This window comes from Alteromonas sp. 5NW40-0090 (genome assembly GCF_057552975.1).
In genome coordinates, this window is sequence record NZ_BAAJLT010000006.1 from 148,760 (window position 1) to 175,456 (window position 26,697).

Annotated in this window: 26 protein-coding genes; 16 read left to right on the forward strand and 10 right to left on the reverse strand. The window is 46.3% G+C overall.

All coding sequences use genetic code 11. From position 1 onward, the window contains the following. Positions 1 to 31 precede the first annotated feature (31 nt). A complete protein-coding gene (locus AC27KT_RS09190) occupies positions 32 to 1,534 on the reverse strand; it encodes an Hsp70 family protein (RefSeq protein ID WP_487129279.1) in 1,503 nt (500 codons plus the stop codon). A 182-nt stretch (positions 1,535 to 1,716) separates the two neighbouring features. On the opposite strand from AC27KT_RS09190, the gene AC27KT_RS09195 reads away from it, so the two are divergent. Further along, positions 1,717 to 2,136: an acyl-CoA thioesterase gene (locus AC27KT_RS09195; protein ID WP_487129281.1), complete on the forward strand. Its 420-nt coding sequence runs from the start codon at positions 1,717 to 1,719 to the stop codon at positions 2,134 to 2,136. Positions 2,137 to 2,159: 23 nt separating this feature from the next. Further along, positions 2,160 to 2,858 (forward strand): 2OG-Fe(II) oxygenase, encoded by a 699-nt coding sequence (locus AC27KT_RS09200; RefSeq protein WP_014975360.1) that lies wholly within the window; start codon positions 2,160 to 2,162, stop codon positions 2,856 to 2,858. Here the strand turns inward: AC27KT_RS09200 and AC27KT_RS09205 are convergent. The 4 genes from AC27KT_RS09205 to AC27KT_RS09220 all read right to left on the reverse strand — a co-directional run bounded on the left by AC27KT_RS09205 (position 2,855) and on the right by AC27KT_RS09220 (position 6,124). Continuing rightward, positions 2,855 to 3,802 carry a dihydrodipicolinate synthase family protein gene (locus tag AC27KT_RS09205; RefSeq protein WP_159492230.1) on the reverse strand — a complete coding sequence of 316 codons (948 nt, stop codon included), beginning with the start codon at positions 3,800 to 3,802 and terminating at the stop codon, positions 2,855 to 2,857. The genes AC27KT_RS09200 and AC27KT_RS09205 overlap by 4 nt on opposite strands. A gap of 27 nt (positions 3,803 to 3,829) precedes the next feature. Next, positions 3,830 to 4,315: a DUF3299 domain-containing protein gene (locus AC27KT_RS09210; protein ID WP_487129284.1), complete on the reverse strand. Its 486-nt coding sequence runs from the start codon at positions 4,313 to 4,315 to the stop codon at positions 3,830 to 3,832. 137 nt (positions 4,316 to 4,452) lie between these two features. Then, entirely contained in the window at positions 4,453 to 4,983 is a 531-nt protein-coding gene (gene ppa, locus AC27KT_RS09215) for an inorganic diphosphatase (protein WP_014947861.1), read from the reverse strand. A 163-nt stretch (positions 4,984 to 5,146) separates the two neighbouring features. Then, the gene (locus AC27KT_RS09220; RefSeq protein ID WP_487129287.1) at positions 5,147 to 6,124 is read right to left on the reverse strand and encodes a class 1 fructose-bisphosphatase; all 978 of its coding nucleotides are present in this window, start codon (positions 6,122 to 6,124) and stop codon (positions 5,147 to 5,149) included. Between the two features lie 315 nt (positions 6,125 to 6,439). Between AC27KT_RS09220 and mpl the strand changes: the two genes are divergently transcribed. From mpl to AC27KT_RS09235, 3 genes are all read left to right on the forward strand, one after another. Beyond that, complete coding sequence (mpl, locus tag AC27KT_RS09225) at positions 6,440 to 7,798, forward strand: UDP-N-acetylmuramate:L-alanyl-gamma-D-glutamyl-meso-diaminopimelate ligase (RefSeq protein ID WP_487129289.1); 1,359 nt, start codon at positions 6,440 to 6,442, stop codon at positions 7,796 to 7,798. A 73-nt stretch (positions 7,799 to 7,871) separates the two neighbouring features. Beyond that, positions 7,872 to 8,504: a flavin prenyltransferase UbiX gene (locus AC27KT_RS09230; protein WP_462573768.1), complete on the forward strand. Its 633-nt coding sequence runs from the start codon at positions 7,872 to 7,874 to the stop codon at positions 8,502 to 8,504. A 2-nt stretch (positions 8,505 to 8,506) separates the two neighbouring features. Beyond that, complete coding sequence (locus AC27KT_RS09235; RefSeq protein ID WP_487129292.1) at positions 8,507 to 9,316, forward strand: S1/P1 nuclease; 810 nt, start codon at positions 8,507 to 8,509, stop codon at positions 9,314 to 9,316. A 133-nt stretch (positions 9,317 to 9,449) separates the two neighbouring features. Here the strand turns inward: AC27KT_RS09235 and rraA are convergent, their stop codons facing one another. Then, positions 9,450 to 9,935: a ribonuclease E activity regulator RraA gene (gene rraA, locus AC27KT_RS09240; protein ID WP_014996911.1), complete on the reverse strand. Its 486-nt coding sequence runs from the start codon at positions 9,933 to 9,935 to the stop codon at positions 9,450 to 9,452. Positions 9,936 to 10,301: 366 nt separating this feature from the next. Here rraA and AC27KT_RS09245 point away from each other — a divergent pair, with 366 nt between their 5' ends. From AC27KT_RS09245 to AC27KT_RS09280, 8 genes are read left to right on the forward strand one after another with little or no spacing between them, the layout of a single operon-like run. After that, a complete protein-coding gene (locus AC27KT_RS09245) occupies positions 10,302 to 10,814 on the forward strand; it encodes a phosphatase PAP2 family protein (RefSeq protein ID WP_487129294.1) in 513 nt (170 codons plus the stop codon). A 1-nt stretch (position 10,815) separates the two neighbouring features. Beyond that, positions 10,816 to 11,883, forward strand: a complete 1,068-nt coding sequence (locus AC27KT_RS09250) for an MJ1255/VC2487 family glycosyltransferase (RefSeq protein ID WP_487129296.1) — start codon at positions 10,816 to 10,818, stop codon at positions 11,881 to 11,883. Positions 11,884 to 11,934: 51 nt separating this feature from the next. Continuing rightward, a complete protein-coding gene (gene lptM, locus AC27KT_RS09255) occupies positions 11,935 to 12,132 on the forward strand; it encodes an LPS translocon maturation chaperone LptM (protein WP_487129298.1) in 198 nt (65 codons plus the stop codon). Then, on the forward strand, positions 12,132 to 13,382 hold the full coding sequence (lysA, locus tag AC27KT_RS09260; protein ID WP_487129300.1) for a diaminopimelate decarboxylase: 1,251 nt from the start codon (positions 12,132 to 12,134) through the stop codon (positions 13,380 to 13,382). The genes lptM and lysA overlap by 1 nt, the downstream gene beginning before the upstream one ends. A 35-nt stretch (positions 13,383 to 13,417) precedes the next feature. Beyond that, the gene (gene dapF, locus AC27KT_RS09265) at positions 13,418 to 14,248 is read left to right on the forward strand and encodes a diaminopimelate epimerase (RefSeq protein ID WP_474873971.1); all 831 of its coding nucleotides are present in this window, start codon (positions 13,418 to 13,420) and stop codon (positions 14,246 to 14,248) included. Continuing rightward, the gene (locus tag AC27KT_RS09270) at positions 14,245 to 14,940 is read left to right on the forward strand and encodes a DUF484 family protein (protein ID WP_487129303.1); all 696 of its coding nucleotides are present in this window, start codon (positions 14,245 to 14,247) and stop codon (positions 14,938 to 14,940) included. The genes dapF and AC27KT_RS09270 overlap by 4 nt, the downstream gene beginning before the upstream one ends. A gap of 5 nt (positions 14,941 to 14,945) precedes the next feature. Continuing rightward, a complete protein-coding gene (xerC, locus tag AC27KT_RS09275; RefSeq protein ID WP_487129305.1) occupies positions 14,946 to 15,866 on the forward strand; it encodes a tyrosine recombinase XerC in 921 nt (306 codons plus the stop codon). A 20-nt stretch (positions 15,867 to 15,886) separates the two neighbouring features. After that, positions 15,887 to 16,627 (forward strand): HAD-IA family hydrolase, encoded by a 741-nt coding sequence (locus AC27KT_RS09280; protein WP_487129307.1) that lies wholly within the window; start codon positions 15,887 to 15,889, stop codon positions 16,625 to 16,627. A 37-nt stretch (positions 16,628 to 16,664) separates the two neighbouring features. Here the strand turns inward: AC27KT_RS09280 and cysE are convergent, their stop codons facing one another. Next, on the reverse strand, positions 16,665 to 17,462 hold the full coding sequence (gene cysE / locus AC27KT_RS09285) for a serine O-acetyltransferase (RefSeq protein WP_487129309.1): 798 nt from the start codon (positions 17,460 to 17,462) through the stop codon (positions 16,665 to 16,667). A gap of 461 nt (positions 17,463 to 17,923) precedes the next feature. Here cysE and uvrD point away from each other — a divergent pair, with 461 nt between their 5' ends. Together uvrD and AC27KT_RS09295 are read left to right on the forward strand one after the other, a co-directional pair. Next, entirely contained in the window at positions 17,924 to 20,095 is a 2,172-nt protein-coding gene (uvrD, locus tag AC27KT_RS09290) for a DNA helicase II (protein WP_487129311.1), read from the forward strand. 42 nt (positions 20,096 to 20,137) lie between these two features. Further along, positions 20,138 to 21,415 carry a GGDEF domain-containing response regulator gene (locus AC27KT_RS09295; RefSeq protein WP_487129313.1) on the forward strand — a complete coding sequence of 426 codons (1,278 nt, stop codon included), beginning with the start codon at positions 20,138 to 20,140 and terminating at the stop codon, positions 21,413 to 21,415. A gap of 147 nt (positions 21,416 to 21,562) precedes the next feature. Here the strand turns inward: AC27KT_RS09295 and rarD are convergent, their stop codons facing one another. From rarD to AC27KT_RS09310, 3 genes are all read right to left on the reverse strand, one after another. Next, positions 21,563 to 22,477, reverse strand: a complete 915-nt coding sequence (gene rarD / locus AC27KT_RS09300) for an EamA family transporter RarD (RefSeq protein WP_487129315.1) — start codon at positions 22,475 to 22,477, stop codon at positions 21,563 to 21,565. Positions 22,478 to 22,703: 226 nt separating this feature from the next. Continuing rightward, positions 22,704 to 24,041: a magnesium transporter gene (locus AC27KT_RS09305; RefSeq protein ID WP_487129317.1), complete on the reverse strand. Its 1,338-nt coding sequence runs from the start codon at positions 24,039 to 24,041 to the stop codon at positions 22,704 to 22,706. An 86-nt stretch (positions 24,042 to 24,127) separates the two neighbouring features. After that, a complete protein-coding gene (locus tag AC27KT_RS09310; protein ID WP_487129319.1) occupies positions 24,128 to 24,640 on the reverse strand; it encodes a thioesterase family protein in 513 nt (170 codons plus the stop codon). A gap of 213 nt (positions 24,641 to 24,853) precedes the next feature. Here AC27KT_RS09310 and recQ point away from each other — a divergent pair, with 213 nt between their 5' ends. Continuing rightward, positions 24,854 to 26,695, forward strand: a complete 1,842-nt coding sequence (gene recQ / locus AC27KT_RS09315) for a DNA helicase RecQ (protein WP_487129321.1) — start codon at positions 24,854 to 24,856, stop codon at positions 26,693 to 26,695. Positions 26,696 to 26,697: the final 2 nt, after the last annotated feature.

The following is a 26,697-nucleotide window of genomic DNA, read 5'->3' on the forward strand; positions in this document are numbered from 1 at the left end:
GTTTTTCATATCTGAGAAAGATTATAAAAGATTAAGCGTGCTTGGCCGCTTGTATTGCTAACCCTTCGCACACCGAGTTGAACGCATCGTTTTCTAATCGAGGCAGCCCCGTAAGCAGTTTTTCATAAAGTGCATCAACTACAATAGGCGATAAACTCATACCACCCGTTATCATTACCACCTCTGGTTTTTCACTGCTGTTTTCCAAACATTCCACAACTAACGCTTTCACTTTATCTAGCCAAGGCTTTAACGCCTTTTTAAGTGAGTCCTGTGAAATATCTACATCAAAGTCGTCTTCAATATAGTGCAGCGGCAGCGTAATGTTTTGCTTGCTCGAAAGTAGTTCTTTGGCTAATCGGGCCGAGTTCACCACACGGGCAGACAACTTGTTCTCTTGAACAATAAGCAAGCGTTCTAGCTGGGCAGGCTCTTTTATCACCGACATGGTTTGAGAAATATCTAACCCGTAATCGTCAGAGAAAAAGCGAGTAAGAGCTGGAATGTTATCAACCGCGCACATATCAGAGAAGTACGTAGGAGGAACAGGAAGCCCGTTAATCATCTTAAGGCCCATTCCCATTTCTGGAGCAATAGCCTTGAGCACCAAGCTTTTGTCGCAATCCATGCCGCCTAAACGCCTGCCTGTTACCGACAGAACATCGTCTTTGCGATCAAGCTGATTGGAACGCTCGGGAGAAAGCTTAATACAGCAAATATCCGTGGTACCCCCACCAATATCTACAATCAGCGTAGTGGTATCCCTTGGTAGGGTTTGTTCAATTTTATACGCCGCTGCGATAGGTTCATCTAAGAAGTTAACCCCTGAGAACCCAGCCTTCGTCGCCGCTTCAGTCATAATTTGAATAGCCTGCGCGTTCCCTTCCTCACCGCGGGTACCATGAAACTTAACTGGGCGGCCAATAACCGCATTGTTTACCACCTTACCTAGCTGCAGCTCAGCACACTGTTTAAAGTAAGCGAGCTGCTTAGCAATAATACCGATGAACGCTTGTTTTTGGTCGCCGTCTAACGACGCGCCTAAAAAGTTCTTAGGTGAATAAATGAGTCGGCCTTTATCAGGCATTTTAAGAAAGCGCCTAAACCCTTCTTCACCAAACGCAAACTTGCCATGCTCTACCAAGCGCAGCAAAGGGATTTCGTCTAGCGACATTGCATGCATCAATTGTGCAATCGCTTTGCGCTGTAAAGCAGGCTTGTTGTGCAGATCGCCGCGCAGTGAGTCGATACGATCGCTATACATCGCCTGTTCTTTTGGGTCTTTTGCCGAATAATAGCCGTCCTTTGCCTTATCTATTTGCTCGCTAATAACGCGCTGTAGCTGTGCCACTTTCGCTTCAACCATGGCATCGGGCGGCGGCGGTAATTCATCCTCAAAGTAGATGAACACCGAAGAACGGATCTTATTGCCCTTCTTATCTAGCGGGTCAAGTTTGATGTGCTGATGGGCCGTTCCATCAAAATACACAACCTCAGAATTTGATGTACCGTAGTCAATCCCAATCGCAGTCATAGTATGTTCGCTCAAAAAGTTAGACACGGATTGTAATGCAAAAGGACCGGACGGCACACCCCTGTAAGGTAATCAAAACACGACGATTTACGTTAAACACTATCACTTTCACAAGGGCTTACTGAAAACTCCCTTCCATAATGCTAGAGTGGAAACCAAACCTATAACACCTATAAATATTTATGAGTAATACAGCACCACTTGTCACATCTTTCGACGTGCGTTTTTGTGAAACCGATGCCCTACAGCATGTTAGTAATACGGCATTAGTTGCGTGGTTTGAAGCCGCCAGAGAGCCGATTTTCCGAATGTTTACCCCTGATCTAGACTTACAAAACTGGCCACTCATTTTAGCCAGTTATAAGGTCGATTTTTTAGCTCAGATTTTCTATGGCAAGCCGGTTACAGTGAAAACCTACATTAGCCGTCTGGGCAACAGTGCATTCGATGTGTTTCAAGAACTGTGGCAAGACGATAAGCTTTGCTCAACGGGCGTGACTACCATGGTGCATTTTGACTATAAAACGCAGCGTTCTGCGCCTATTCCGGATAATGTGAAGTCAGAACTTGCGTCACACTTTAAAGACATACCCACTAAGTAATAAAGCGCAGTAAGAGGTATACCATGAGCGATTTAATTGAAGTTATTGATGATGTGTTACCCCCAGAGCTGTGCAAACAACTCATGGAACGCTTTGAAAGCAGCCCCAATTTGTCTCAAGGGCGCACCGGTGGTGGCGTCGACTTAGATAAAAAGCGCAGCATGGATGTGTCGATAAGCCGCAACCCGGAATTTAAAGACTTATTTCAGCAAGTGATGCAGCACACTGGGCAGCAGCTGGTCTCCTACATTGAAAAGTACTATTTTGCGCTTGTTGGGCCTATTGGCCTAACCGTACGCCATCCCAAAACTGGCGAACCGGTAAAAGTAACAGGTGAAAATTTTGATGAAGTGGGCAAACCCAATTTGGCGAATTTGGTGAATTACCTGTTTCGGGTTGGCGATGTAAATGCGCAACGCTACACCGCAGGCAATGGTGGCTACCCGTACTGGCATTCAGAAGTCTATCCACAGCTTCAACATAACGATGCACTTCACCGCGTATTGCTGTTTATGTACTACTTAAACGATGTGGAAGAAGGCGGCGAGACGGAATTTTATTATCAAAACCGTGCGGTTAAGCCCAAAGCAGGCAGAATGGTGATTGCGCCTGCCTATTTTACGCACACACACCGCGGCCAAATTCCAAAAAGTAACGACAAGTACATTCTAACGTCGTGGCTTTTATTTAACCGCGCTGAACAGATTTATACGCAAGGCTAACTTAACGATAACTGCGCGATAATGCGTTCTAGCTCGCTGTACTCTCTCTTATCGATAGGTAAGAAGGGTGCAGGCAAGCTAGGCGTTTCACAATAGCCCAAAATTTCTGCCGCGGCAGCAACCACACGCAAACCACCGCCATTGCGCGCAAACATGCTCCATATTCCGCTTAACGCTTGTGACTGAGCCTGTGCATCCACAGCATTACCAGACTGAGCGGCGTCGATTATGCGCATTACGGTTCGCGGGAATATTCCCCCTATAACAGAGAGCCAGAGGTCACAACCTTCACTCATTCCTGCTGCGCCAAAACTATCACCACTCACGCCTATAGCAATGTGTGCAGGCATTATCTCTCGTAATGATGCTAATCGACGAGCGCCTTCGCTACTGCTTGCTTCAGAGGGTGGGATATCCTTGCTGGAACTATTATCCATTGCGCTTTTGGCAAACGGAGTACCGGGTATTTTAATCGCCCCGATATTGGGCAATTTGCCTATGCGGCGGTATAAATCATCGCTGAAGGTAAAATTAGTCACGCGAGGATTTTCGTAAACGCAGATAGGCACAGATACCTCGTGACTCACTGCCTCATACAGGCCGTACACTTCTTCTTCGTTAAGCACTTGATAGGAAACTGGTGCTAACAGCACAGCATTAACACCTGCTTGCTGCACAGCTTCAACGTTTTTTAACACGTCATAAGTACGCAGCGCCCCAACGCCTGCCATAACAGGAATGCCATTTGCGTGGTCGACGGCGAGCTTGGCTACGTCGTACTTTTCCTCTCGCGTTAGATAAGGATACAGCCCAGTAGAGCCTATCGCGCAAATTGAATCTACATTCGCCGAAGCCAAATTATCAACAAGCCCTTGAAATGCTTTGTAATCAATAGCTTCTTGTTTGAATGGAGTAATGGGAAACGCTGATAAACCTGTAAACACCTGATATCCTTTTTAAACTTTTAAAGCTTAAAACCCTTCTACGGCTTCGCCCGTTAAGCGATAACCTACCGACGCAATATCTCCTTTCCAACCGTCAGTCGATAATTCGCCGGTTACCCAAATCGCGTCGTAAATATTATCTATCCGCACACCTTCTTCAAATTTTACGTACACTATTTGATTAGACGGCGGCGGTGGTACGTGAATACAGGCTCCGAAATATGGAACAAGTAAAAACTCGGTGGTTAGCTCTGCCGTACCTTCTAGCGGCACGACAAAACCCGGAATTTTCACCCGTTTGCCATCAAAGGTATCGACAACTGGTGCGTCAGGCTGAAGCTGACTCATCTCGCCATTGTGTTGAACTGAAGGTGGCGCGAGCTCATTAAAGCCCTCAGGCACCAGGTCTTCCCAGTATACTTCAGTGGGAGTCTCATCTGCCAAAGAGTTAAAGGTTACGACCATCATAAGTACAGCAAATAATGAGGTCACGGTTTGTTTCAGGTGGTACATACAGGTCTCTTTCAGGTATCTGTTTAGCTTTCTGTTGTAATGCCTAGTCTTAGCTATCAATATTCACTTTTAGACCACATACAAAAAGGGCTGGTATTACACCAGCCCTTTGTATCATCAATTTAAAGCAGCGTGAATTATTCTGCTTCGAAACGCGCGATGCTTGCGGTAATTTCTTCTTTTGCAGCTGCAGCGTCTGCCCAACCGTCAATTTTCACCCATTTTCCTTCTTCAAGATCTTTATAGTGCTCGAAGAAGTGCTCGATTTGCTTAAGAAGAAGCGGAGGTACGTCTGCAATTTCTTTAACGTCACGGTAAATAGTAGAAAGCTTGTCTACTGGTACCGCTAGTACTTTTGCATCTTTACCAGACTCGTCTGTCATGTTTAGGACGCCAACTGGACGGCACTTGATTACAGAACCCGCAAGTAGTGGGAACGGTGTCATTACTAGAACGTCAACAGGGTCGCCATCTTCTGACAAGGTGTTGTTAACGTAACCGTAGTTAGTTGGATAGTGCATGCAAGTTGCCATGAAACGGTCAACAAATAGCGCGCCAGTGTCTTTGTCTACTTCGTACTTCACCGGGTCAGCGTGTGCTGGAATTTCGATGATTACGTTCACTTCATCTGGTACGTTTTTACCAGCAGAAATAGCACTCAAGCTCATTCTTAGGTCCTTTCAATAATGGATTAGAAATTTTGGTCGTAAGTATACGGTGACAGCAGCAAAATAAAAACGCTTTACGACCCATGTCGTACTAATCTCTTTATTTTTCGTTAAATTTTGCTGCTTTTTAATAAACAAATGACCCTAAAGGGCCATTTTCTTATTACTTCGCGTTATCGTTGTAGCTTAAACACATTTCAACTTCGTCTTTAGAGCCGATAATACACGGTACGCGCTGATGAATTTCTTCAGGCATAACTTCTAGAATTCGGCCAGTACCGGTTTCTGCTTTACCACCAGCTTGCTCCATCAAAAATGCCATTGGGTTGGCTTCATAGAGCAAACGCAGTTTACCAGGCTTAGACGGGTCTCTGTTATCGAATGGATACATAAAGATACCGCCACGACAAAGCAAACGATGAATATCACCCACCATTGCCGCTACCCAGCGCATATTAAAGTCCTTACCACGTGGACCTTCTTTACCTGCCAAAAGATCAGCAACATATGCCTGCATTGCCGGTTCCCAATGACGCTGGTTCGACGCATTGATAGAGAATTCTGAGGTTTGCTCGGGCACCTGAATATTCGGGTGAGTAAGCAGGAAACCACCGTGGGTTTTATCAAGCGTATAAATATGAGTACCGCGACCGGTAGTCAGCGCTAGCATTGTAGACGGGCCGTAAAGCACATAACCTGCAGCAACCATTTGTGTGCCTGGCTGTAAGAAAGCAGATGGGTCATCTGGCTTCATCCACTGCGGTGCATGGGTGATAGAGAAAATAGTACCGATTAGGCTGTTAATTTCCGTGTTTGACGAGCCGTCTAGTGGATCGAAGCTCACTAGGTAGTTACCTTCCGGATTGCAAGGAACTACATCATCTTCTTCTTCAGACGAGATAGCTTTAACATAGCCAGATTCCCTTAGCGTGTCCTTTAGAATATGGTTAGAGATAACGTCGAGCTTTTTCTGTGTTTCGCCCTGTACGTTTTCTGAAAGGGTTGAACCGAGCACGCCAGCAAGTGCGCCTTGACTCACGCGGAAAGATATTTCTTTACAGCCCGCTAGCAGTGTACGAATGAGCAGAATTAACTCAAGTGGTGCACCGTCTTGTTGCAATTGGGAATTTAAACGTTTCATTGAATGTAAGCCTTTTTTTCGTGTGTAGGGTGTCGTGCCAGCCATCGCTCAGCTTTCCTTACCGGCTTTTTTTATAAGCTAGCACGCACAGGTTTTTATACCTGTGGTTAGATTGTAACCGTGTTCACTGCGAAGTGGAACATACCAGTTCAATGACATACACACACCATACCAGTTTGCATCCCACAGATATTCTAAGATGAGCGTAATTTAAAGGCATAACGCATAGGTTGAAATACACAAATTGAATTATCTATAGGTCGTAGGGTTCTGATACAGTACTCCAATAACATGATAATTCATTGAGAATGCGCTATGCATGTACATATTTTAGGCATTTGTGGAAGTTTTATGGGTGGCATCGCCGCTATTGCCAAAACACTCGGCCACAAAGTGACAGGCTCAGATAAAAACGTTTATCCACCAATGAGCACGCAGCTCGAAGCACTAGGCATCGAGCTGACCGAAGGCTATTGTGAAAGCCAGTTTGATCCAGCGCCAGACATGGTGGTTATTGGTAATGCCATGTCGCGCGGCAATCCCGCCGTGGAATACGTGCTAAACCGCAACTTACCTTACACCAGCGGCCCGCAATGGCTGCTAGATAACTTACTAAAAGATCGTTGGGTAATAGGGCTTTCCGGTACCCACGGTAAAACCACCACCAGCAGCATGGTAGCGTGGATTTTAGAACACGCTGGGCTTAACCCTGGTTATCTGATTGGCGGCGTTCCAGAGAACTTTGGTGTATCGGCCCGCGTGGGTGAAAGCCCCTTTTTTGTTATTGAAGCTGACGAATACGACAGTGCATTTTTCGATAAACGTTCTAAATTCGTACACTACCGGCCAAAAACCTTAGTGATTAACAACCTTGAGTTTGACCATGCAGATATTTTTGCTGATCTTGAGGCTATTCAAACTCAGTTTCACCATTTGGTTCGCATGGTGCCCGAAAACGGGCTTATCCTTACGCCAAACAGCACCCCGGCCATCGAAGATATGCTGAAGAAAGGCTGCTGGTCTTCTCGTCAATCGTTAGGCAAAGAATGGCATGCTGAACTGCTAAAGAAAGACGGCAGTGAATTCAATGTAATACATAACGGTGTTAACGTGGGAACCGTAACATGGCCCCTTCTTGGTCAACATAATGTAGACAACGCCTTAATGGCTATAGCTGCTGCCCACCATGCAGGTGTTACCTTACCTGATGCCATTGAAGCCTTATCATTTTTTAAGAATGTTAAGCGCCGCATGGAAGTAAAAGGTGAAGTAAACAACATCACCGTATACGACGACTTTGCACACCACCCTACCGCTATAGCGACTACAATTGATGGACTGCGTAAAAAAGTGGGTAATGCACGTATTCTAGCTGTGCTAGAGCCTCGGTCAAACACGATGAAAATGGGCGTACATAAAAATACGCTGGCAAACTCTTGGCAAAAAGCCGATGAGGTGTACCTTTATGAACCTGAGGGCATGGACTGGTCGTTAGTTGAATCGGTAGCGCACAGTAACGCACCTACCCACTGCTTCAAAGATGTAGAGAAGATCGTTCAAGGCGTTTGCAACGTAGCACAACCGGGCGATCATATTCTTGTAATGAGTAACGGGGGTTTTGAAGGTATTCATGGCCGTATACTCGATGCACTGAAAATGAAGTCCAAACTATAAGAAAGACAGCATAAAACGAAGTAATACCCGATAAACAAGCTTCGCTATGTTTGTTATCTACAGAGGCTAAACCATGAAACACGACAAGCAAGTCACGCTTGCTATCACAGGTGCATCAGGTGCACCTTACGCGCTAACACTTTTGAAATCGCTGGTTAATGCAGAGTATCAAGTGTACGTACTTATCTCTTCAGCAGCAAAAGTAGTATTTGCCACCGAAGAGAATGTAAAAATCCCAGGGCGCCCCGAAGACGCAGCCGCGTTCTTTACCGAGCATTGCAATGCAAAACCTGACCAAATCAAGGTATTTGGAAAAGAAGAGTGGTTTTCACCGGTAGCGTCTGGCTCGGCTGCTCCGGCAAAAATGGTCGTATGCCCCTGTTCTACAGGTACGCTTTCGGCCATTAGTATTGGCGCAAGCGACAATCTGATTGAGCGCGCTGCCGATGTTGTTTTAAAAGAGCGGGGCCAGCTAATTTTAGTGCCCCGTGAAATGCCGCTTTCTTCTATTCATTTAGAAAATATGCTCAAGCTTTCGCAAATGGGTGCTACTATTATGCCTGCAGCGCCAGGTTTTTATCACAACCCCAAGACTATCGATGACTTGGTAGATTTTGTTGTGGCGCGCATACTAGATCACCTAGGTATTGAGCAGTCTCTTGTCGCAAGATGGGGCTATCAGTCTTCCAAACATTCTGAGGATTAACCATGTTCGCGTTTGCAAACAGGATTTGCGCAGTTGCGCTGAGCACACTATTTATATTGTGCATTTCATCACCTGCTTTCGGCTGGGGTCAGACCGGCCACCGAGTAACTGGCGCTATTGCCGAGCAATATCTTAGCCCACTTTCTCAGGCGGCAATTATGGATTTGCTGCCACATGGCTCTTTGGCTGAAGCCTCTACCCATGCCGATGAAATGCGTTCTAACCCCAGCGAATTTTGGCAGAAAACGGCCAGTCCTTGGCATTATGTCTCTGTACCTGAGGGCAAGACTTATAAAGACGTTGGCGCACCAAAACAAGGCGATGCAGTTACCGCTTTAAAGCAATTTACTGAAACCCTAAAAAGCGACACAGCCAGCATTGAGGAAAAACGTCTAGCCCTTCAGTTTATCGTGCATATCATAGGCGATCTCCATCAACCACTTCACGCTGGAAACGGCACCGATCGTGGCGGTAACGATGTAAAAGTACGCTTCTTTTGGCAAGACTCTAACTTGCACCGCGTGTGGGATTCGCAAATGTTAGACCAGCGCGACTTGTCATATTCTGAATGGACTGAATGGCTTACAAAGACCATTAACTCTAAAGATATTCGCAGCTGGGCAACCACCGACCCTATGGTATGGATTAAAGAAAGTACCGCTATTCGCGACACTATTTATCCAGATGACGCCAACAACATGAGCTACGATTATTTATACAATCACCTACCTACTGCCAAAAAGCGTTTGCAGATGGCGGGAATTCGTATCGCTATGTATTTAAACAAGGTGTTTGACGAGGCCAATAAATAGTTTTCGCCAACTCCGGCATTAATTCGCCTCACCTAGGTCTCGGAAATTTCGTAAGTATTTAAAACAAAAACGGAGGCATACGCCTCCGTTTTTTTAATTCTTAAAGCAGGTAACTTCTGCTTACTGGTCAACTCTAATCTAAGTCTAGTGGCTCGGGGGAAAGAATAACACCCGTGCTATCAGCATATAGGTGGTCTTCAGGTAGAAACGTAACGCCACCAAAGTTAACGGGGACGTCTACCTCACCTATGCTTTCGCACTCAGCATTCACAGGGATTGCTGCAACAGCCAACACGCCAATGTCCAATTCAGCAAGGCTATCGACTTCCCGCACACTGCCGTAAATCACAACGCCTTCCCAATCATTATCAATAGCAATTTGAGCAGATGATGCATCAAATAAAGCACGACGACTTGAACCTCCGCCATCTATCAGCAGCACTTTACCCGCACCAGGCTGAGCAAGTACACGGTCAATAAGACCTCTATCTTCAAAGCATTTAATAGTGGTAATTTCACCACCGAAAGAATAACGGCCACCAAAGCTTGCGAAAATTGGATCTACTACGTCTACGCTATCAGCAAACAAGTCGCATAATTCAGATGTGTTGTATTCCATTCTTTTTGCCTTACTAAAATTGAGAAGCGTTGAAGCTCTAAGCTCGTAAAACTTAGCATAGCATTAATTCTTATGATGCAAACGGTTGATTTACCGCGTTTCGTCAAATTTTTCGCATTTGTTTAAAATGCAAGGCTTTCCTCTAACCATAGCCAACATGAGCACGTATTTTGCTTTATTCATTTAGCTGAAATACTTTTGCTAAAAAATTTGTTTAATAACCACATTCCCCGTTTGAGCAAAGGATGCATGAATAAAAAGAAACCACGTGAGTTGTCAAAAAAGTTTCTTTTTTCCGTCACCCACTGTTCATAGACACACTTTAGCCTGTGCAGTAATTAATCGATAGGGGACAAGGCAATGTTGATGAAATCCTTGACCAAGTATGACACTGACTTATTTTATCGCCTCTACAAACTGACGCAAAAAAGAGACTGCCGAAGTATTGTATGGCTATCAAGAACAGGTGACGGCTATTTATACTTCGTCATTGGCATGTTGCTTTGGGCGTTTGAGCCTGAACACGGTGAGCTTTTCCTCTACACAGCGCTGATGGCATATGCGCTGGAATTACCCGTTTATGTGCTGCTTAAGAAAATGTTCAAGCGCCCGCGCCCTTGCGATTTTCTAATGAATTTAACAGCACATGTCACGCCGTCGGATAAGTTTTCACTTCCCTCAGGTCATACTGCGGCCGCAACATTAATGGCTTGTATCGTGGCGCACTATTACCCGCCATTTGCCTTACTTGCTTACAGTTGGGCAGCACTTATCGGGCTATCACGAGTATTGTTAGGTGTACATTATCCTTCTGATGTGGTTGCAGGATCACTGCTAGGTGTAACAATCGCGACACTAAGTATTTCAATTCTGGGGTAGTATGAAATTATTGTATGGTGTGCAAGGCACCGGAAATGGGCATATTGCCCGGGCACGAATTATGGCTGCCGCGCTAACGCAGCGGGATGACATTAGCGTTGACTTTGTTTTTACCGGCCGTGCCCCTGAAAAATATTTTGATATGGAAGTGTTCGGAGAATATCGAACATATAAAGGACTTAGTTTCATTACGAAAAGCGGTCGAGTAGACAAATGGTCTACGGTGAAAGAAGCCAGCATTCGTCAGTTAAATAAAGATATCAAAGCATTCGATACTCGCGATTACGACTTGCTGGTTAACGACTTTGAACCGGTGACGGCGTGGGCAGCTAAAAAGCAAGGCTTACCGTCTATTTCTATCAGCCACCAAGCGGCGTTTGCTTATAATGTGCCGAAAAGCGGGAATACCATATTTGATACGGTGCTCATGAAAATGTTTGCGCCTACCGATCTACAGCTAGGCGTGCATTGGTATCATTTCAACCAGCCTATCATCCCACCTTTCGTTGCTGAAAAGCCAATAACGTCTTCAGGTAATGGCCATGTTTTGGTTTACCTACCGTTTGAAGATATCGAAGATATTCAGCAAATGCTTGAGCCGCTAAGTGATCAAGTATTTGAGTGTTTCCATCCTAATATTGACGAAGCAAAGGAAGTGGGCCACATTCATTGGCGCCCTACGTCCAAAAAGCATTTTCAAAAAGCACTTCAGCACGCCAGTGGTGTAATTGCTAATGGGGGCTTTGAGCTATCGAGCGAAGCACTTCAGCTAGGCAAGAAACTACTCATTAAGCCCTTACATGGCCAGTTCGAGCAGCTGTCCAACGTACTAACCCTGAATAAACTGGATTTATGCCAGACACTTTTTCAGCTCGACACCGATATTGTAGAAGAATGGCTTGATGCGCCCGAGAACGAAGCGATAGCCTTTCCTGATAATCCAAACATACTCATCGACTGGCTCAAAAATAAAGACTTTTCTGACACCAAGAGCCTATGCGATACACTTTGGAAAAACGTTCATTACGGCGATAAAACACAAGAACGATTATTGGCTCTTGCAATTTAACACCGCAATGCGATGATAGCGGCATTTGTCGTATTCTTTGCGGGATCTTTCGTGCTTAAAAAGTCTGTTGTTTTCTTGCTAACACTCTCAGCATTGTGTGGCTGTGGGTACAAAGGGGCGCTCTACATTCCTGACGCGCCTGCACAAAACACATCTGCTGAACCAGCGTCTTCTAATAATGCAGAAGCTGAGGCTTCATCAAGCGCCAACACCCCATCCCCCGCAACTACTTCTGGAGAGCTGAACTAGTGGATTTTTTCGCCTACAGCCAAGGTCAGCTGCATGCTGAACAAGTGGCTGTTTCTGATATTGCAGCCCAGCACGGAACGCCGGTTTATATTTATTCACGCGCAACGCTAGAGCGTCATTGGCATGCCTTTAACGATGCTATCGGTGAGCACCCTCACCTTGTATGTTACGCGGTAAAAGCGAATTCGAACATCGGTGTATTAAGCGTTCTAGCCAAATTAGGTTCAGGCTTTGATATCGTTTCAGCAGGTGAACTGGCTCGCGTAATCGAAGCCGGTGGCGATGCAAGTAAGGTAGTATTCTCAGGCGTTGGCAAAAAGCACGATGAAATTCGTTATGCGCTAGAACAAGGCATCATGTGTTTCAACGTAGAATCAGAGCCAGAGCTTCATCGAATTAACCAGGTTGCGGGCGAAATGGGCGTGAAAGCCCCTATTTCACTGCGCATAAACCCTGATGTAGATGCCAAAACCCACCCTTATATTTCTACAGGGTTGAAAGCGAATAAATTCGGTATTGCCCGCGAACGAGCGCTTGCTACCTATGAATTAGCCGCTTCCCTGCCCAACCTACATGTGGTTGGTATGGACTGCCATATTGGCTCACAGCTCACTGAAATCGGTCCGTTTGTAGATGCGCTAGAGCGTCTACTTCTGCTTATTGACGAACTAGCAGAGCGCAACATCATTATTGAGCACTTAGATGTAGGTGGTGGTCTTGGCGTGACTTATAACGACGAACAACCGCCTCACCCTAAAGCCTACGCACAAGCCATGGCTGAGAAAATGGTAGGCCGTGAAAACCTTAAGTTAATCCTTGAACCTGGTCGAGCTATTGCAGCTAACGCAGGTATCCTGGTCACTGAAGTTGAATTTATCAAAGAAGGTGAAGAAAAGAGCTTTGCCATTGTCGATGCTGCAATGAACGATTTATTGCGCCCTGCGCTTTACTCAGCATGGCAAAAGATTATTCCCGTAAAGGAAGGAAGCACGGCAACGCCTCGCACCTATGACGTTGTGGGACCTGTGTGTGAAACCGGTGACTTTATAGGAAAAGACCGCGAATTAGCCATTGAACCTACCGATTTACTTGCAGTTCGCAGTGCAGGTGCCTATGGTTTCGTTATGGCGTCAAACTACAATAGTCGCTGCCGTCCAGCCGAGATTATGGTAGACGGTGACAAAGCAATTGTGGTTCGCGAAAGAGAAAAACAAAAAGATCTCTGGCAAGGTGAGTACAAACTTCCGTAAACTAGAGACAAACTAACAAGATAGATGCGCGTTTAATGCAGGTTCAATTTTCTAAAATGCACGGCTTGGGTAACGATTTCATGGTTATTGATAACGTTACTCAAAACGTCTTTTTCTCTAAAGAAAAAATTCAGCAATTAGCTAACCGAAACTTCGGTATTGGCTTCGACCAGCTGTTGATGGTAGAACCACCGTACGACCCTGAACAAGACTTTCACTATCGCATCTTCAATGCTGACGGCTCAGAAGTGGAGCAATGCGGCAATGGCGCACGTTGTTTTGCACGCTTTGTTAAGCAAAAAGGCCTTATTAATCGCAACAAAATAGTGGTAAGCACCAAAGCAGGTAAGATGGTGCTGTATTTAGAGAAAGACGGCCAAGTGACCGTTAACATGGGCAAACCAGAGTTTGAGCCTGCGAATATTCCACTTACAGCCAACAAGCAAGAGAATACCTATATTTTGCGTGTGGGCGAACGCACCTTGTTTATTGGGTCAGCGTCAATGGGCAACCCCCATTGCGTAATGGAAGTTGACGACGTTGATACAGCCGATGTGGCCGAAATTGGTCCGCTTGTTGAAAAGCACGAACGCTTTCCCGAAGGCGTAAACGTAGGCTTTATGCAAATTATCAACGACTCACATATCAAACTTCGCGTATTTGAACGTGGTTCAGGTGAAACTCTAGCCTGCGGCAGCGGCGCATGTGCAGCAGTTGCAATTGGGCAAATACAGGGTAAATTAGGTAAAGACGTACGGGTAGACTTGCCCGGGGGCAGTTTACGTATACGCTGGCCAGGCCCAGATAACGTGTTAAAAATGACAGGGCCTGCCGAACACGTATATGACGGACATATAAATTTATGAGCGAAGTATCAGGGCAGTCTAACGCCACGCAATTAATTGAGCCATTTAACGACACAACGGAATTGTCGAGTGCTGATGTGCGCGCGTTTTTGTTACAAAACCCTGAGTTTTTCGCCGAGCACCCCGACCTGCTTGAAAAGATTAAGCTGCCTCATGAACACAAAGGCAGTGTTTCGCTCGTTGAAATTCAAAGTGACCAGTTAAGACAAAAAGTTAGACAGCTTAACTTTAAGCTTAATCAGCTGGTTACCATCGCTAAGCAAAACGAAAAAATATATCGCGTTTATACCGACTTAAACGTGCAGTTACTACGCTGCGAAAGTGTTGCTGAAGTACAGTTTACGTTAGAAGATATATTACAAGAGCGTTTACAGTTGTCCTCTGCGGTGATCAAAAGCTTTAAAGGCCCCCATGCTATTCCTGAACTGCAACAACGTTTGTTCACGGAAAAGCGCTTTAAAAATACCAACTTTTTCTTTGGCCGTTTGTCACAGCACGAACGCCAGTTGCTTTTCGGAGAAAGCCCTGCGGAGTCTGTAGCGCTAATGCTGCTTGGTGACAACCGTGAACTCGGTATTTTAGGCATTAGCAGCAGTGATGCCAGCCACTTTACTCCAGACATGGATACCCTTTTGCTTCAGCAACTTCAGCAAGTGCTTAATATCATCTTGCCTGAAATGATGGGATATTAGGTGAAGTGTCTACGGACGCCTTGATCAGCGAACCCTGCCAGCAATGGCTAGATAAGTTTCTGCTTCATCTTCAGGTGGAGCGTGGGCTATCTCTTCACACCATCAAAAATTATCAGCGCCAGCTAACCGAAGTGGCTAAGCTCCTTGGGCTCTGCGAATGGTCTGGGCTTACGCCCAGTGATATTAAGCGCGTAATGGCCGATGCCAAGATGGCTGGACACAGCTCGCGCAGTATTGCACTACGACTGTCAGCACTTAGAACCTTTTGCCAGTACCTTATTGACCACCAGCAGCTGTTTAGCAACCCTGTAGAGGGCATTCAAGCTCCTAAACAGGGAAAGCCATTACCCAAGCAGCTTAGCGTAGATGAGATGCAGCAGTTACTTAATGCTTCACCTCGAAGCAGTGACGATGATGAAGGCGTGCAGTTAAGGGATGTAGCTATGTTTGAACTGCTATATGGCTGTGGCCTACGCTTGAGCGAACTTACCGGGCTTAATTTAGCCGACTGTTTAAAAGACGGTACGGTAAAAGTCATGGGTAAAGGGAGTAAACAGCGAATACTGCCTCTGGGTCGACATGCGCAAAAAGCCCTTTATGCCTGGTTAAAAGTTCGGCCTGCCTACGCATCGCCGTACGAAAGTGCAGTATTTGTGAGTAAACGCAAAACCCGAATATCGAACAGGCAAGTCGCCAATCGCTTAGATAAAATGGCACAAGAGCAGTCCCTATCGCAAAAAGTAAGCCCTCATAAACTGCGCCATTCTTTCGCTACTCACGTATTAGAATCCAGTGGCGACTTACGTGCGGTTCAAGAACTGTTAGGGCACGCTAACTTGTCGACGACACAGGTTTATACCCATCTCGACTTCCAGCACCTCGCCAACGTATACGATGCGGCTCATCCGCGCGCGCGAAAAAAATAACGCTCACTTAAGGTTTTACCATGCAGTTTTTCCGGTCTATCAACAAAGTCGAGGCGATGACCTTCGACCTTGATGACACCCTTTATAATAACGAACCAATCATCCAAAGGGCTGAGCAGGCGCTGCAAGCGCATATTGCTAGGCATCATAAGGACGCTGCGGCACTATCGCCACTAGATTGGCAGGCATTAAAGCGAGCAGCTATTAAAAAGGATTTGCGTTTGGCATCTGACATGGGGCAGCTTCGCCGTGTAGTGCTTACCGCAGCACTTTCTAACACCACACCTGAAAAATTAACAACAGAGTTGAACAACGACCGTGAACTTAGTGATGCAGTAGAAGCTTGCTTTAACTGCTTTTACGACGCAAGAAGCGACTTTGAATTGGCTGACAATGTACACGCAGCCCTCAAGGCTGTAAGTAGTCAATTACCGCTTATCGGCATTACTAACGGTAATGTAAACGCAGAAAAAATAGGTATTGAAGGTTATTTTGGATCGATTCTTCACGCCAGTACAACACGACCGATGAAACCAGCCCGCGATATGTTCGATGAAGCGGCTGCACGTTTACAAATTGCGCCGAAGCATATTCTTCACGTGGGCGACAATATTATCAAGGATGTACAAGGAGCTATCAACGCTGGCTATCAAGCAGCATGGTTTGCCTGTAACAGGCCAATGATACTAGCCAATGAGCCCGTTAGCGTACTTCCCCACGTCGCACTAGACAACCTCAACGAGTTAACCCACTTCCTATGAATAATGGGGTCAGAGTCGGGACTCTGACCCCACAGCTTTAGTTGTCTTCTAGTACGTTTTGGCGCATGGATTCACAGGGGCTTTGACAAACCGGCCTCCCAACCACTTTAGCTGGAACACCCACCACAGTAACGTGAGCTGGAACGCTATTAAGTACAACGCTACCAGCACCTACTTTTGAGCCTTCACCTATCTCAATATTTCCGAGGATCTTGGCGCCAGCGCCAATTAACACGCCTTGGCGAATTTTAGGGTGACGGTCGCCCGACTCGTTACCGGTACCACCTAATGTAACGCTCTGCAAAATAGACACATTGTCTTCAACCACTGCGGTTTCACCCACTACAATGCCGGTTGCGTGGTCAAACATAACGCCTTTACCAATTCGTGCAGCAGGATGTATATCTACACCAAAACTCGCCGAGTTGCGGCTTTGCAAGAATAAAGCAAGCTGGTGACGACCGTGTACCCAGAGGTAATGCGCCATTCTATGCACCTGCACAGCATGGAAACCTTTGAAGTGAAGTAAGGGGGTTAGGTAATCGTTGACCGCCGCATCCCGCGCCTTAATCGCTAGAATGTCAGCAATAGCCGCTTCGCTGATGCCAGGTTCAAGTAAGTAAGCTTCATCGAAAACTTCACGAATGGCGAGCGCAGGCATGACGTCGTCTGCCATTTTGTTCGACAGAATAAAGCTTAGCGACGATTCAAAGTTGTGATGTGCAAGAACACTGGCATGCACATAGCTAGACAGCAAAGGCTCTTTTTCAGCAACAACTTGCGCTTCTTGTTTCAGCGTAGACCAAAAGTCGATGGGCGTAGTAAGTGCGGTCATGAGCAAGTCCCGTTTTATAAAAATGCTGTGTTCGATCAGAAAATTGGGTAAGCAATCTAACTTGTTCCTTGCTGGGCATATCTGTGCTGACAAAGGGAACGTGTAAAAGTTTACCTGAGTTTGATGTGATGCAATACCGATGTGATACCGACCAAGCGCATAATTCGATCAATTTATCGAATTAATTCGTTATAGCTAATAACCGTATCGTACATGTATACATCGTTAAAGCATCCTGTTCTCTCGCTGCGTCTAACTGAGTGCTTCCATTAATTTAATGGAACGTTCAGAGCGCTCGTATCTTTCATTAAGTAATGCTTTAAATCATGATTGCACACGAACGTATAATGCCGTTGAAGTTTATCTTCACTGAGAAAAACTGGACTGTATAAATTAACAGTCAGATGGCATAATAGCCCGCTGCTGAATGTATAACACTATCAACTAACAGGTACCACACTATGGATGTATCTCGACTGCTAGACGAGCTTAACGACAAACAGCGTGAAGCAGTAGCAGCCCCACTATCTAACGCCCTCGTTTTGGCTGGCGCCGGTAGTGGTAAGACCCGCGTATTAGTGCATCGCATTGCGTGGTTGATGGAAGTCGAAAGCATCGCCCCTTTTTCCATTTTGGCAGTGACTTTTACCAATAAAGCGGCCAAAGAGATGCGCGGCCGTATAGAATCTTTGATGGGTCGTAGCCTACACAATATGTGGATTGGTACCTTCCACGGGCTTGCGCATCGCCTGTTACGCGCACATCACGCTGAAGCCAACTTGCCTGAGAATTTTCAGATAATTGATTCCGATGATCAGTATCGACTTATTCGCCGCATTCTTAAGGCCATGAACCTGGACGAAAAGCATTGGGCCCCTCGTCAAATTCAGTGGTACATAAACGGCAATAAAGACGAAGGCTTGCGTCCTCAACATATCGAGACCCATGGCGATCATATTCAAAAGACCATGCGTGAAGTCTATGCGGCATATCAAGACGCTTGCGACCGTTCAGGCTTGGTAGATTTTGCTGAACTGTTGCTACGCGCACATGAATTATGGGCTAAAAACCCAGAAGTATTAGCCCACTATCAACGTCGTTTCCGTGCAGTGTTGGTAGATGAATTCCAAGATACCAACAATATCCAATATGCATGGCTTCGTATGCTGTGTAGTGGTGGTAATAATAACATTATGATTGTTGGCGACGACGATCAGTCTATTTACGGCTGGCGCGGTGCAAACGTAGATAATATTCAGCACTTCCTGAAAGACTTCAACGAACCTACTACTATTCGCCTGGAGCAGAATTACCGCTCAACCGGAAACATTCTTAAAGCGGCGAACACAGTTATCGACAATAATACGGGCCGTTTAGGGAAAGAGCTTTGGACGGAAGACGCCCAAGGCGAGCTTATTTCTGTATATGCGGGCTTCAACGAGCTAGATGAAGCGCGCTTTATTGTGTCTAAAATCAAAGATTGGCTAAACCAAGGCAACGCCCTTAGCGACACTGCCATTCTTTACAGGAACAACGCCCAGTCTCGAGTATTGGAAGAAGCCCTGCTACACGAAGGGCTGGCGTATCGCATATACGGCGGTCTGCGCTTCTTCGAACGCCAAGAAATTAAAGACGCGCTCGGCTATATGCGTATGGTAAGCCACCCACACGACGATGCAGCTTTCGAGCGTGTCGTAAACACCCCAAGTCGCGGTATTGGTGAGAAAACCTTATCGCAAGTGCGCGACACCGCGCGAATGCACAACTGTTCAATGTGGCAGGCGTGTCAGTTGCTCATTAACGAAGGTGGCTTTAAAGGCCGCGCGCTAAACGCTATGCAAAGCTTTGTGCTGCTTATTACTGAGCTAGAGCAATCCACGTTAGATGAGCCACTTGACCAACAAGCCGATAAAGCTATTCGCCAGTCTGGTCTGTACGCCATGTACCAAGCAGAGCGCGGAGAAAAAGCCCAAGCACGTCTAGAAAACTTAGAAGAATTGGTTACTGCATGTAAAACCTTTATCGTGCCTGAAGAAGCTGAAGAAATGTCGCCTCTGGCAGCCTTTTTAGCTCATGCGTCGCTGGAAGCGGGTGAAACACAGGCGGATAAAGACCAGGATGCCGTGCAGATGATGACCATTCACACCGCTAAAGGCCTTGAATTTCCACTGGTATTCTTAGCCGGTGTAGAAGAAGGCATGTTCCCTAGCCAAATGACTAACGACGAGCCAGGTCGAATGGAAGAGGAACGCAGACTTTGCTATGTTGGTATGACTAGAGCAATGCAAAAGTTGTATATTACTTATGCAGAAAGTCGTCGACTCTATGGCCAAGATAAGTATCATACTGCTTCTCGATTTATTCGCGAAATGCCTGCAGACTGCGTTGAAGAGGTTAGGCTGAAATCGACTATTTCGCGGCCCGTGCACAACCGCTTTAGCCAAGCGACGTCGCACGCCAGTTTTGAAGAAACGGGCTTTAGTTTAGGTGAGCGAGTTGTACATCGTAAATTCGGCGAAGGGATCGTGCTCAACTACGAAGGGAGTGGTGAGCACGGTCGCGTTCAAGTAAACTTCGACGAATTTGGCAGCAAATGGCTGGTACTTGCTTACGCTAAGCTGGAGAAAGCGTAACATCATCAATTGGCAAGGTAGCCTAAACCTAAGTTGGAATGTATGCAGCAACACGTGCTGATCATCGAAAATGGTGAAGGCAACCTTGAGCTCATAGCGAAATTAGTCCGCCGTGCGGGACTTACGCCCGTAGGCGCAACATCGCTGACCGAAGGTAAGGCCCGTTTTTCACAAGAGATGCCGGAAACCTTTCTGTGTGCTATTGTTGCATACTCGCTTCCCGATGCACCAAAAGGCGAAGCCATCGACTTTACGGTAGAGTCTTTCATTCCCACCATTGCTACAACAGAAAGTTTAGATAGCGCCATTCGCGATAAAGTCCTAGAACGTGACGTTGTCGATTACATTCCTAAAGAAAATTCACAGAACTACGACTACCTCAATCGTCTTATTAGCCGATTAGAAAAAAACAAGTCTACTGGCGTCGTCGTGGTAAGCACTAATCGTGTGTTGCGCTCAAAAACCGTTTCATTACTTCAGCGCCACAATTTTATTGCGTTTGAATGCTTAACGGCTACAGACGCTATGCAATGCTTGTCTGAACACAAAAACGTACGTCTTGTTATCACTGACAACACGTTGCCTGATATGACAGGCACGCACTTTGTCGCCAGTTTAAGAAAAGCCTTTTCTAAAGAGCAGCTGGCAATTATGGGCGTTGCTGGAGGCAAAGGCATGTTAATGTCTGCGCACTTCATTAAAAGTGGTGCAAATGACTTCTTGCGAGTGCCGTACTGCCATGAAGAGTTCTTGTGTCGCGTGATGCAGAACGTGGAATATATTGAGAGCGTTGAAGAAATTCGCCGTGTGGCCAATACCGACTATCTAACAGGTTTGCCTAACAGGCGCCACTTCTTCTACATGGTTACTGTGCAACACCATAACCTGTCTGAGGATCACGCTCTCGCCCTGATTGACCTAGACTTTTTCAAATCGATAAACGATACCCATGGCCATGACGCCGGTGACATTGTGCTTAAAGCCATGGCGGCCCTTATTGAGTTTTATTTTCCAGATGAAATTATTTCCCGCTTTGGTGGCGAAGAGTTTTGTATATACATGCCGTCAACACCACTTAAGGAAGCCTGTGAGCGTTTAGACGACTTCAGAAAAGTGGTGGAAGCGGAAATTATCCAGCTACCTAAAAGCGACATTAAAGTGACCTGCAGTATTGGGGTAAGTGGCGCGCACACTCAGCGCGTAGATAAGCTACTAAGCCTTGCCGATAAGCAGCTTTATGCCGCCAAAAATAGTGGGCGTAACCAAGTGAAGTGCGAACCACCTGATGTTCCTCAGCAAGAGCAAGCTTCACTGCTTTAGCTTGTCACTCAATCAACCCGCCGCTTAGCTGTCCGACGCTTAAAGCAAAATTTGCTGGCTACAAATTACTATCACAAAAAGCACGTAGCTTTCTTAAACGAGCGCTTTATGCCCGGCTTGTATCACGCTAGCTTGTGCGCAAAGCCCCTACTCCACCGCTAGCTTTCGCGCTTTACGCTGACTGCGGTAATTAACTAGCGAGTCGGCACTAAACAAGATAAGCGCAAGCCACACAAAGCCAAAGGTAACCAAACGCGACTCTTCAAGCGGTTCGCCGTAAAGGTAAACCGCCAGAATGAACATAAGCGTAGGGCCAATGTACTGAAAGAAGCCCAGCGTTGAATACATAATGCGCCTTGCTGCAGCGGTAAAACAAAGTAGAGGTGCGGTAGTTACAATGCCAGCCGCCAAAATAAGGGTATTAAGCGTGGCGTCGTTATTAAATAAGTTGCTGTACTCAGAGCCAAAGAAGACCCAGTAAATAATAGCGAATGGTGAGAGCATTAAAGTTTCAATGAAAAGGCCGGGTAGCGAGTCTACTGCCACTTGCTTGCGCAATAAGCCATACACGCTAAAACTTCCCGCAAGCACCAGGGCAATCCAGGGCACGTGGCCGTAAGAGAAAATAAGAATAGCCACGCCAATGACGGCAAGCCCAACGGCTACACGCTGTAAGTTACGCAACCTTTCACCTAAGAAAAGTCGCCCTAAAAATACGTTGATAAGAGGGTTGATGTAATAGCCAAGGCTTGCATCAAGAATATGGTCGTTATTAATTGCCCAAATAAACAAGAGCCAATTCGCCCCGAGTAACAACCCTGCAACGAATAAAATCTGCATAACGCGCTTATTGCGAAGGGCGGCGCCCACTTTGGGCCACTGCTTTAGCGCGGCAATAAGCCCAATCAAAAGCACCACAGACCAAATTACCCTGTGCATCAGGATTTCAGCAGCCGGCAATACCATCAACTGTTTGAAATAAACAGGTGCAACACCCCACATGCTGTAAGCGGCAATTGCACAAATAACGCCGACTTGAGCGGCACTGGCTTGCTTAGACAAGACTGACTCCAACGAAATTCGGGGGAAGAAGGCGCGTATTGTTTATCAGGTTCCGGTAATACACAACCCTTAACGCTTTCCAATGCGGCAAAGGGCATGTAACAGGCGGCATAACCAAAGAAAAAAGCCCCACCAAATGTATTCATTCAGTGGGGCTTTATATGCGTAAGACACTTTTAGGCTAGACGAGGCCTGCAGCCGGAGTAATTTTTCAGAAGAAGCTGTCTTAGAGAAGAAAGAGTGTCCCCAAACCTAAGAATGCCACAAAGCCTACAATATCAGTGACGGTAGTTAGAATGACCGACCCCGACAGTGCAGGGTCTATTTTCAGCTTGTCCAATATTACAGGTACAAACACGCCTGCAAGTGCGGCGGCGACAATGTTGAACAGTATGGCCAAACAGATAACCAACCCTAACATGGCATCGGTAAACCAGAAATAAGCAACAACGCCAATTACCAAGGCCCAAATCACGCCATTTACGCCGCCTACTTTAAGCTCTTTCACCATCAACGCCCGTAAGTTGGCAGGCGTGACCTGCCCCAACGCCAAGCCGCGTACAATCAGGGTTAGCGTTTGACTACCTGCTATGCCTCCCATACTTGCCACTACCGGCATCAGTACCGCAAGGGCAACCACTTGTTGAAGGGTGCCTTCGAACAGTCCAATAAACCACGATGCTAAAAATGCGGTAAGCAAGTTAATGCCAAGCCAAAGGGCACGATTTTTTGCACTTTTCGCCACAGGCGAGAATAAATCTTCGTCCTCATCCATACCGGCCGAAGCCATCACTTGGCGTTCGTAAAACTCGTTAACCAACTCACTTGCAGAGGTTACATCTAATCGGCCGAGAAGCTTGTTGTTTTCGTCAACTACCGGCAACGATGCTAGTCCAGAACGTTGTACAAGAAGCGACGCATTCATGGTGTCGTCAGCCCCTTGAATCGTCGTTACGTTTTCTTCAGATAAATCGAATAGAGACACGTGATCTTGCGCATTGAAGAGGTGGCTAATTTTAACTAGCGCGGAAAATTGACCTGAGCGGTTCACCAAAAAAATGCTGTCACAATGCTGAGGTATGTCACGTCTTAGTAAGCGTAGACCTTCGCGCACTTTCGCGTTCGAAGGTAGCACTAATTGCTCGTGGTTAACCCAGTGCCCTATTTGGTTATCTGGGAATTGTGTCGCTTCTCTGAAGTACTTACGCTCTTTAGAATCTAGTGATTCATAGGCCATGTCGACTAGGCGTTTTGGCAATGAATCGAGTAGTTCCAGTAAATCTTCTGCGTCAATATCAGCAAAAATAGACGCCCATTCGTCGTGCGGCGTATTGTCAATAAGAATTTCACGGGGGTCGCTACGCATCTCAACCAATACGTCGAGCTTACGGTCGCGAGGAATGCCTTCCCATACCGCCAAACGTTTTTCTACGGGCAACGATTCTAACAGTGATGCGATGTATACTTCGTCCTGCCCCGCAAGGGTGGCTAACAAGGTCGCCGGATCGTCACCCATACTTTCGGTAACAATCTCTTCAATTAAATCTGGTAATGGCTCTGCCATGCTACACCTCCCGTTAATACCGCTCACTTCCTTTACACAACATAACAACAGGCACTGGGGAATGATGCAAACCTATTAAGACACTGCTATCCCAGCATATATGTACCCGTGCCAAAGGCTATATGATCGCCTTTTTCATTGTGCAATTCCATTCTACAAACCACTAATTTACTGCCCTTGCGTATAATCGTGGCTGTCGCAACAAAGCGCTCGCCTCTTCCCGGCCTTAAGTAGTCAACGCGCATATCAACCGTGCCCATGGTGGGCAATCTAACTTGAAGGTCCGCAAGGTGTTCACGCGCGGTTTGTTTGATGGTTTCTACAATTGAAACTAAACCACCGATGGTGTCTAGCATAGTCGCTGTTACACCGCCGTGTAGGATTTTTTGCATTGGATTGCCGGTCAGCGCTGGTTGCCAATCAAGGTGCAGGGAGATCTGTATATCCAGTCCCTCTCCTTCAGTAACAAATTCCAAGCCCAGCAACTGGTTAAACGGCATAGTATCACGAAAAAGCGCAATGACATGTTTAATCATTAGTTCATGGTTTAGTGTTTCGCTGCCCTTAGCTTCGTCTTTATTAGTCGTTTTGTTATCCACTCGCTTTCCTTGATGAATTGATATTTGTAATGTGCTTATAAGCAACATTACTACCGAACGTCAGTTTGACGGAAATTCATCCAACCAATGATGTTGAATCAAAATAAATTATAAGAGCTGCTGCCCCTCTGATCAGGACTATCGCTGAATTTTAGTCTAGTTTTTTAAATTGCCCCGTGAAGACGTCGCCAAAAACGCGTAAAATCCAGCGCCATGACAACTGCAATAGCTCCATCAGAATTAGCGCCAGAAACGCAACGTGTAAAAACACCAGAAACCGTCTTAAAAGATGTATTTGGTTACGATGCTTTTCGCGACGGTCAAGGCGAAGTCATTCACCAAGTATGTGAAGGTAAAGACGCACTTGTTTTGCTTCCAACAGGTGGTGGCAAGTCGCTGTGCTATCAAATTCCTGCGTTAGTGCGCCAAGGCACCGCTATTGTTGTGTCACCGCTTATATCGCTTATGCAGGACCAAGTAGAACAGCTTAAAGCGCTGGGCGTAAAAGCTGCTTATCTCAATTCAACGCTAGAAGCAGACGAACAAGCACGCATAAATGACGCACTTCAAGCAGGAAAGCTCGACTTGCTCTACGTGTCGCCTGAGCGTTTAATGCAGTATTATTTTCAGCAGTCGCTTGCGCACGCCGACATTGCCTTATTTGCCATTGATGAAGCGCACTGTGTCTCCCATTGGGGGCACGATTTCAGGCAGGATTATCGCGCTCTGGGGCAAATAAAGTCTCGCTTCCCTTCTATTCCTGTTATTGGATTAACAGCTACTGCAGATTCAGCCACCCAAGCAGACATACTGACGCAGCTAAACCTTAACGACCCGCTGGTTTATAAAGGCAGCTTCGACAGACCTAATATTCGCTACCGCGTAATGAGCAAGTACAAAGCCTTTGATCAAGTTGTTGCTTACGTAAAACAACAAGAAGGTAGCGGCATTATTTACTGTAACAGTCGCGCGAAAGTTGACGATCTGCACGCTAAATTATTCAGACAAGGTTTTCGCTGTGCGGCATATCACGCGGGAATGGATAACGACGAACGAGAGCTGGTACAACGCCAGTTCCTTAACGATAAAATTGATATTGTGGTGGCCACCGTTGCCTTTGGCATGGGTATCAACAAATCGAACGTGCGTTATGTGGTTCACCACGACGTTCCGCGCAGTGTTGAAAGCTATTATCAGGAGACCGGCCGAGCTGGGCGAGACGGCCTGGAGTCTGAAGCCTTATTGTTGTTTGATGAAAAAGACGCAGCCCGCGTAAAACAGTGGATAGAGCAAGGTGAAATAGCCGAGCGCAACCAAATTGAGTTACAAAAATTTGCGGCTATGGAAGCTTTTTCAGAAGCGCAAACCTGTCGTAGACAAGTACTCCTGAACTACTTTTCGCAGTTCAGTGACAGCGCCTGTGGCAACTGCGACATTTGCCTAGACCCACCTAAGATGATCGACGGTTTGGTGATTGCACAAAAAGTACTGTCGTGTGTACTTCGGCTCTCACAGCAAGCCTCCAGCCAGTACGTTATCGATGTGTTGCGAGGCAAACAGCTTCGGCGCCTTCAGGAAGCAGGTCACCACCAGCTTTCCACGTACGGCATAGGTAAAGATAAATCAGATAGCTACTGGCACAACATTATCAACCAGCTTGTTCATAAAGGCCTTATACGCGTTGATATTACCGCGCATGCCGCGTTGCGCTTAACTGAAGCAGCTCGGCCTGTGCTAAAAGGTGAAGTCGCCGTTCAGCTTGCCGTTCCGCGACTTGAATTTAAGCCCGACAAGAAAAAAGCAAAACAAGCGCCTGCTAACTACGACCGAACTTTATTCACCCGTCTTAAGCACTTACGCAAAGTGTTGGCCGAAGAAAACGAAGTGCCGCCGTATGTGGTATTTAGTGACGCTACCTTGGTGGATATGGCGTGTAAACTCCCCACGACGCGCAACACCTTGCTTGATGTAAGCGGCGTAGGCCAAACCAAACTCGAGCGTTATGGTGATGCCTTCATTCAGCTTATCGATGATTACATAAATCGAGAGCACTAGAA

Excerpts from the sequence above, each read along its gene's own strand:
- AC27KT_RS09305 (WP_487129317.1), bottom strand. The coding sequence starts at position 24,041 with ATGGCAGAGCCATTACCAGATTTAATTGAAGAGATTGTTACCGAAAGT.
- cysE (WP_487129309.1), bottom strand. The coding sequence starts at position 17,462 with ATGACCGCACTTACTACGCCCATCGACTTTTGGTCTACGCTGAAACAA.
- AC27KT_RS09235 (WP_487129292.1), top strand. The coding sequence starts at position 8,507 with ATGTTCGCGTTTGCAAACAGGATTTGCGCAGTTGCGCTGAGCACACTA.
- AC27KT_RS09220 (WP_487129287.1), bottom strand. The coding sequence starts at position 6,124 with ATGAAACGTTTAAATTCCCAATTGCAACAAGACGGTGCACCACTTGAG.
- AC27KT_RS09280 (WP_487129307.1), top strand. The coding sequence starts at position 15,887 with ATGCAGTTTTTCCGGTCTATCAACAAAGTCGAGGCGATGACCTTCGAC.
- AC27KT_RS09270 (WP_487129303.1), top strand. The coding sequence starts at position 14,245 with ATGAGCGAAGTATCAGGGCAGTCTAACGCCACGCAATTAATTGAGCCA.
- uvrD (WP_487129311.1), top strand. The coding sequence starts at position 17,924 with ATGGATGTATCTCGACTGCTAGACGAGCTTAACGACAAACAGCGTGAA.
- rraA (WP_014996911.1), bottom strand. The coding sequence starts at position 9,935 with ATGGAATACAACACATCTGAATTATGCGACTTGTTTGCTGATAGCGTA.
- AC27KT_RS09230 (WP_462573768.1), top strand. The coding sequence starts at position 7,872 with ATGAAACACGACAAGCAAGTCACGCTTGCTATCACAGGTGCATCAGGT.
- AC27KT_RS09190 (WP_487129279.1), bottom strand. The coding sequence starts at position 1,534 with ATGACTGCGATTGGGATTGACTACGGTACATCAAATTCTGAGGTTGTG.
- AC27KT_RS09210 (WP_487129284.1), bottom strand. The coding sequence starts at position 4,315 with ATGTACCACCTGAAACAAACCGTGACCTCATTATTTGCTGTACTTATG.
- mpl (WP_487129289.1), top strand. The coding sequence starts at position 6,440 with ATGCATGTACATATTTTAGGCATTTGTGGAAGTTTTATGGGTGGCATC.
- AC27KT_RS09295 (WP_487129313.1), top strand. The coding sequence starts at position 20,138 with ATGCAGCAACACGTGCTGATCATCGAAAATGGTGAAGGCAACCTTGAG.
- AC27KT_RS09250 (WP_487129296.1), top strand. The coding sequence starts at position 10,816 with ATGAAATTATTGTATGGTGTGCAAGGCACCGGAAATGGGCATATTGCC.
- AC27KT_RS09200 (WP_014975360.1), top strand. The coding sequence starts at position 2,160 with ATGAGCGATTTAATTGAAGTTATTGATGATGTGTTACCCCCAGAGCTG.
- AC27KT_RS09195 (WP_487129281.1), top strand. The coding sequence starts at position 1,717 with ATGAGTAATACAGCACCACTTGTCACATCTTTCGACGTGCGTTTTTGT.
- AC27KT_RS09245 (WP_487129294.1), top strand. The coding sequence starts at position 10,302 with ATGAAATCCTTGACCAAGTATGACACTGACTTATTTTATCGCCTCTAC.
- ppa (WP_014947861.1), bottom strand. The coding sequence starts at position 4,983 with ATGAGCTTGAGTGCTATTTCTGCTGGTAAAAACGTACCAGATGAAGTG.
- dapF (WP_474873971.1), top strand. The coding sequence starts at position 13,418 with ATGCAGGTTCAATTTTCTAAAATGCACGGCTTGGGTAACGATTTCATG.
- recQ (WP_487129321.1), top strand. The coding sequence starts at position 24,854 with ATGACAACTGCAATAGCTCCATCAGAATTAGCGCCAGAAACGCAACGT.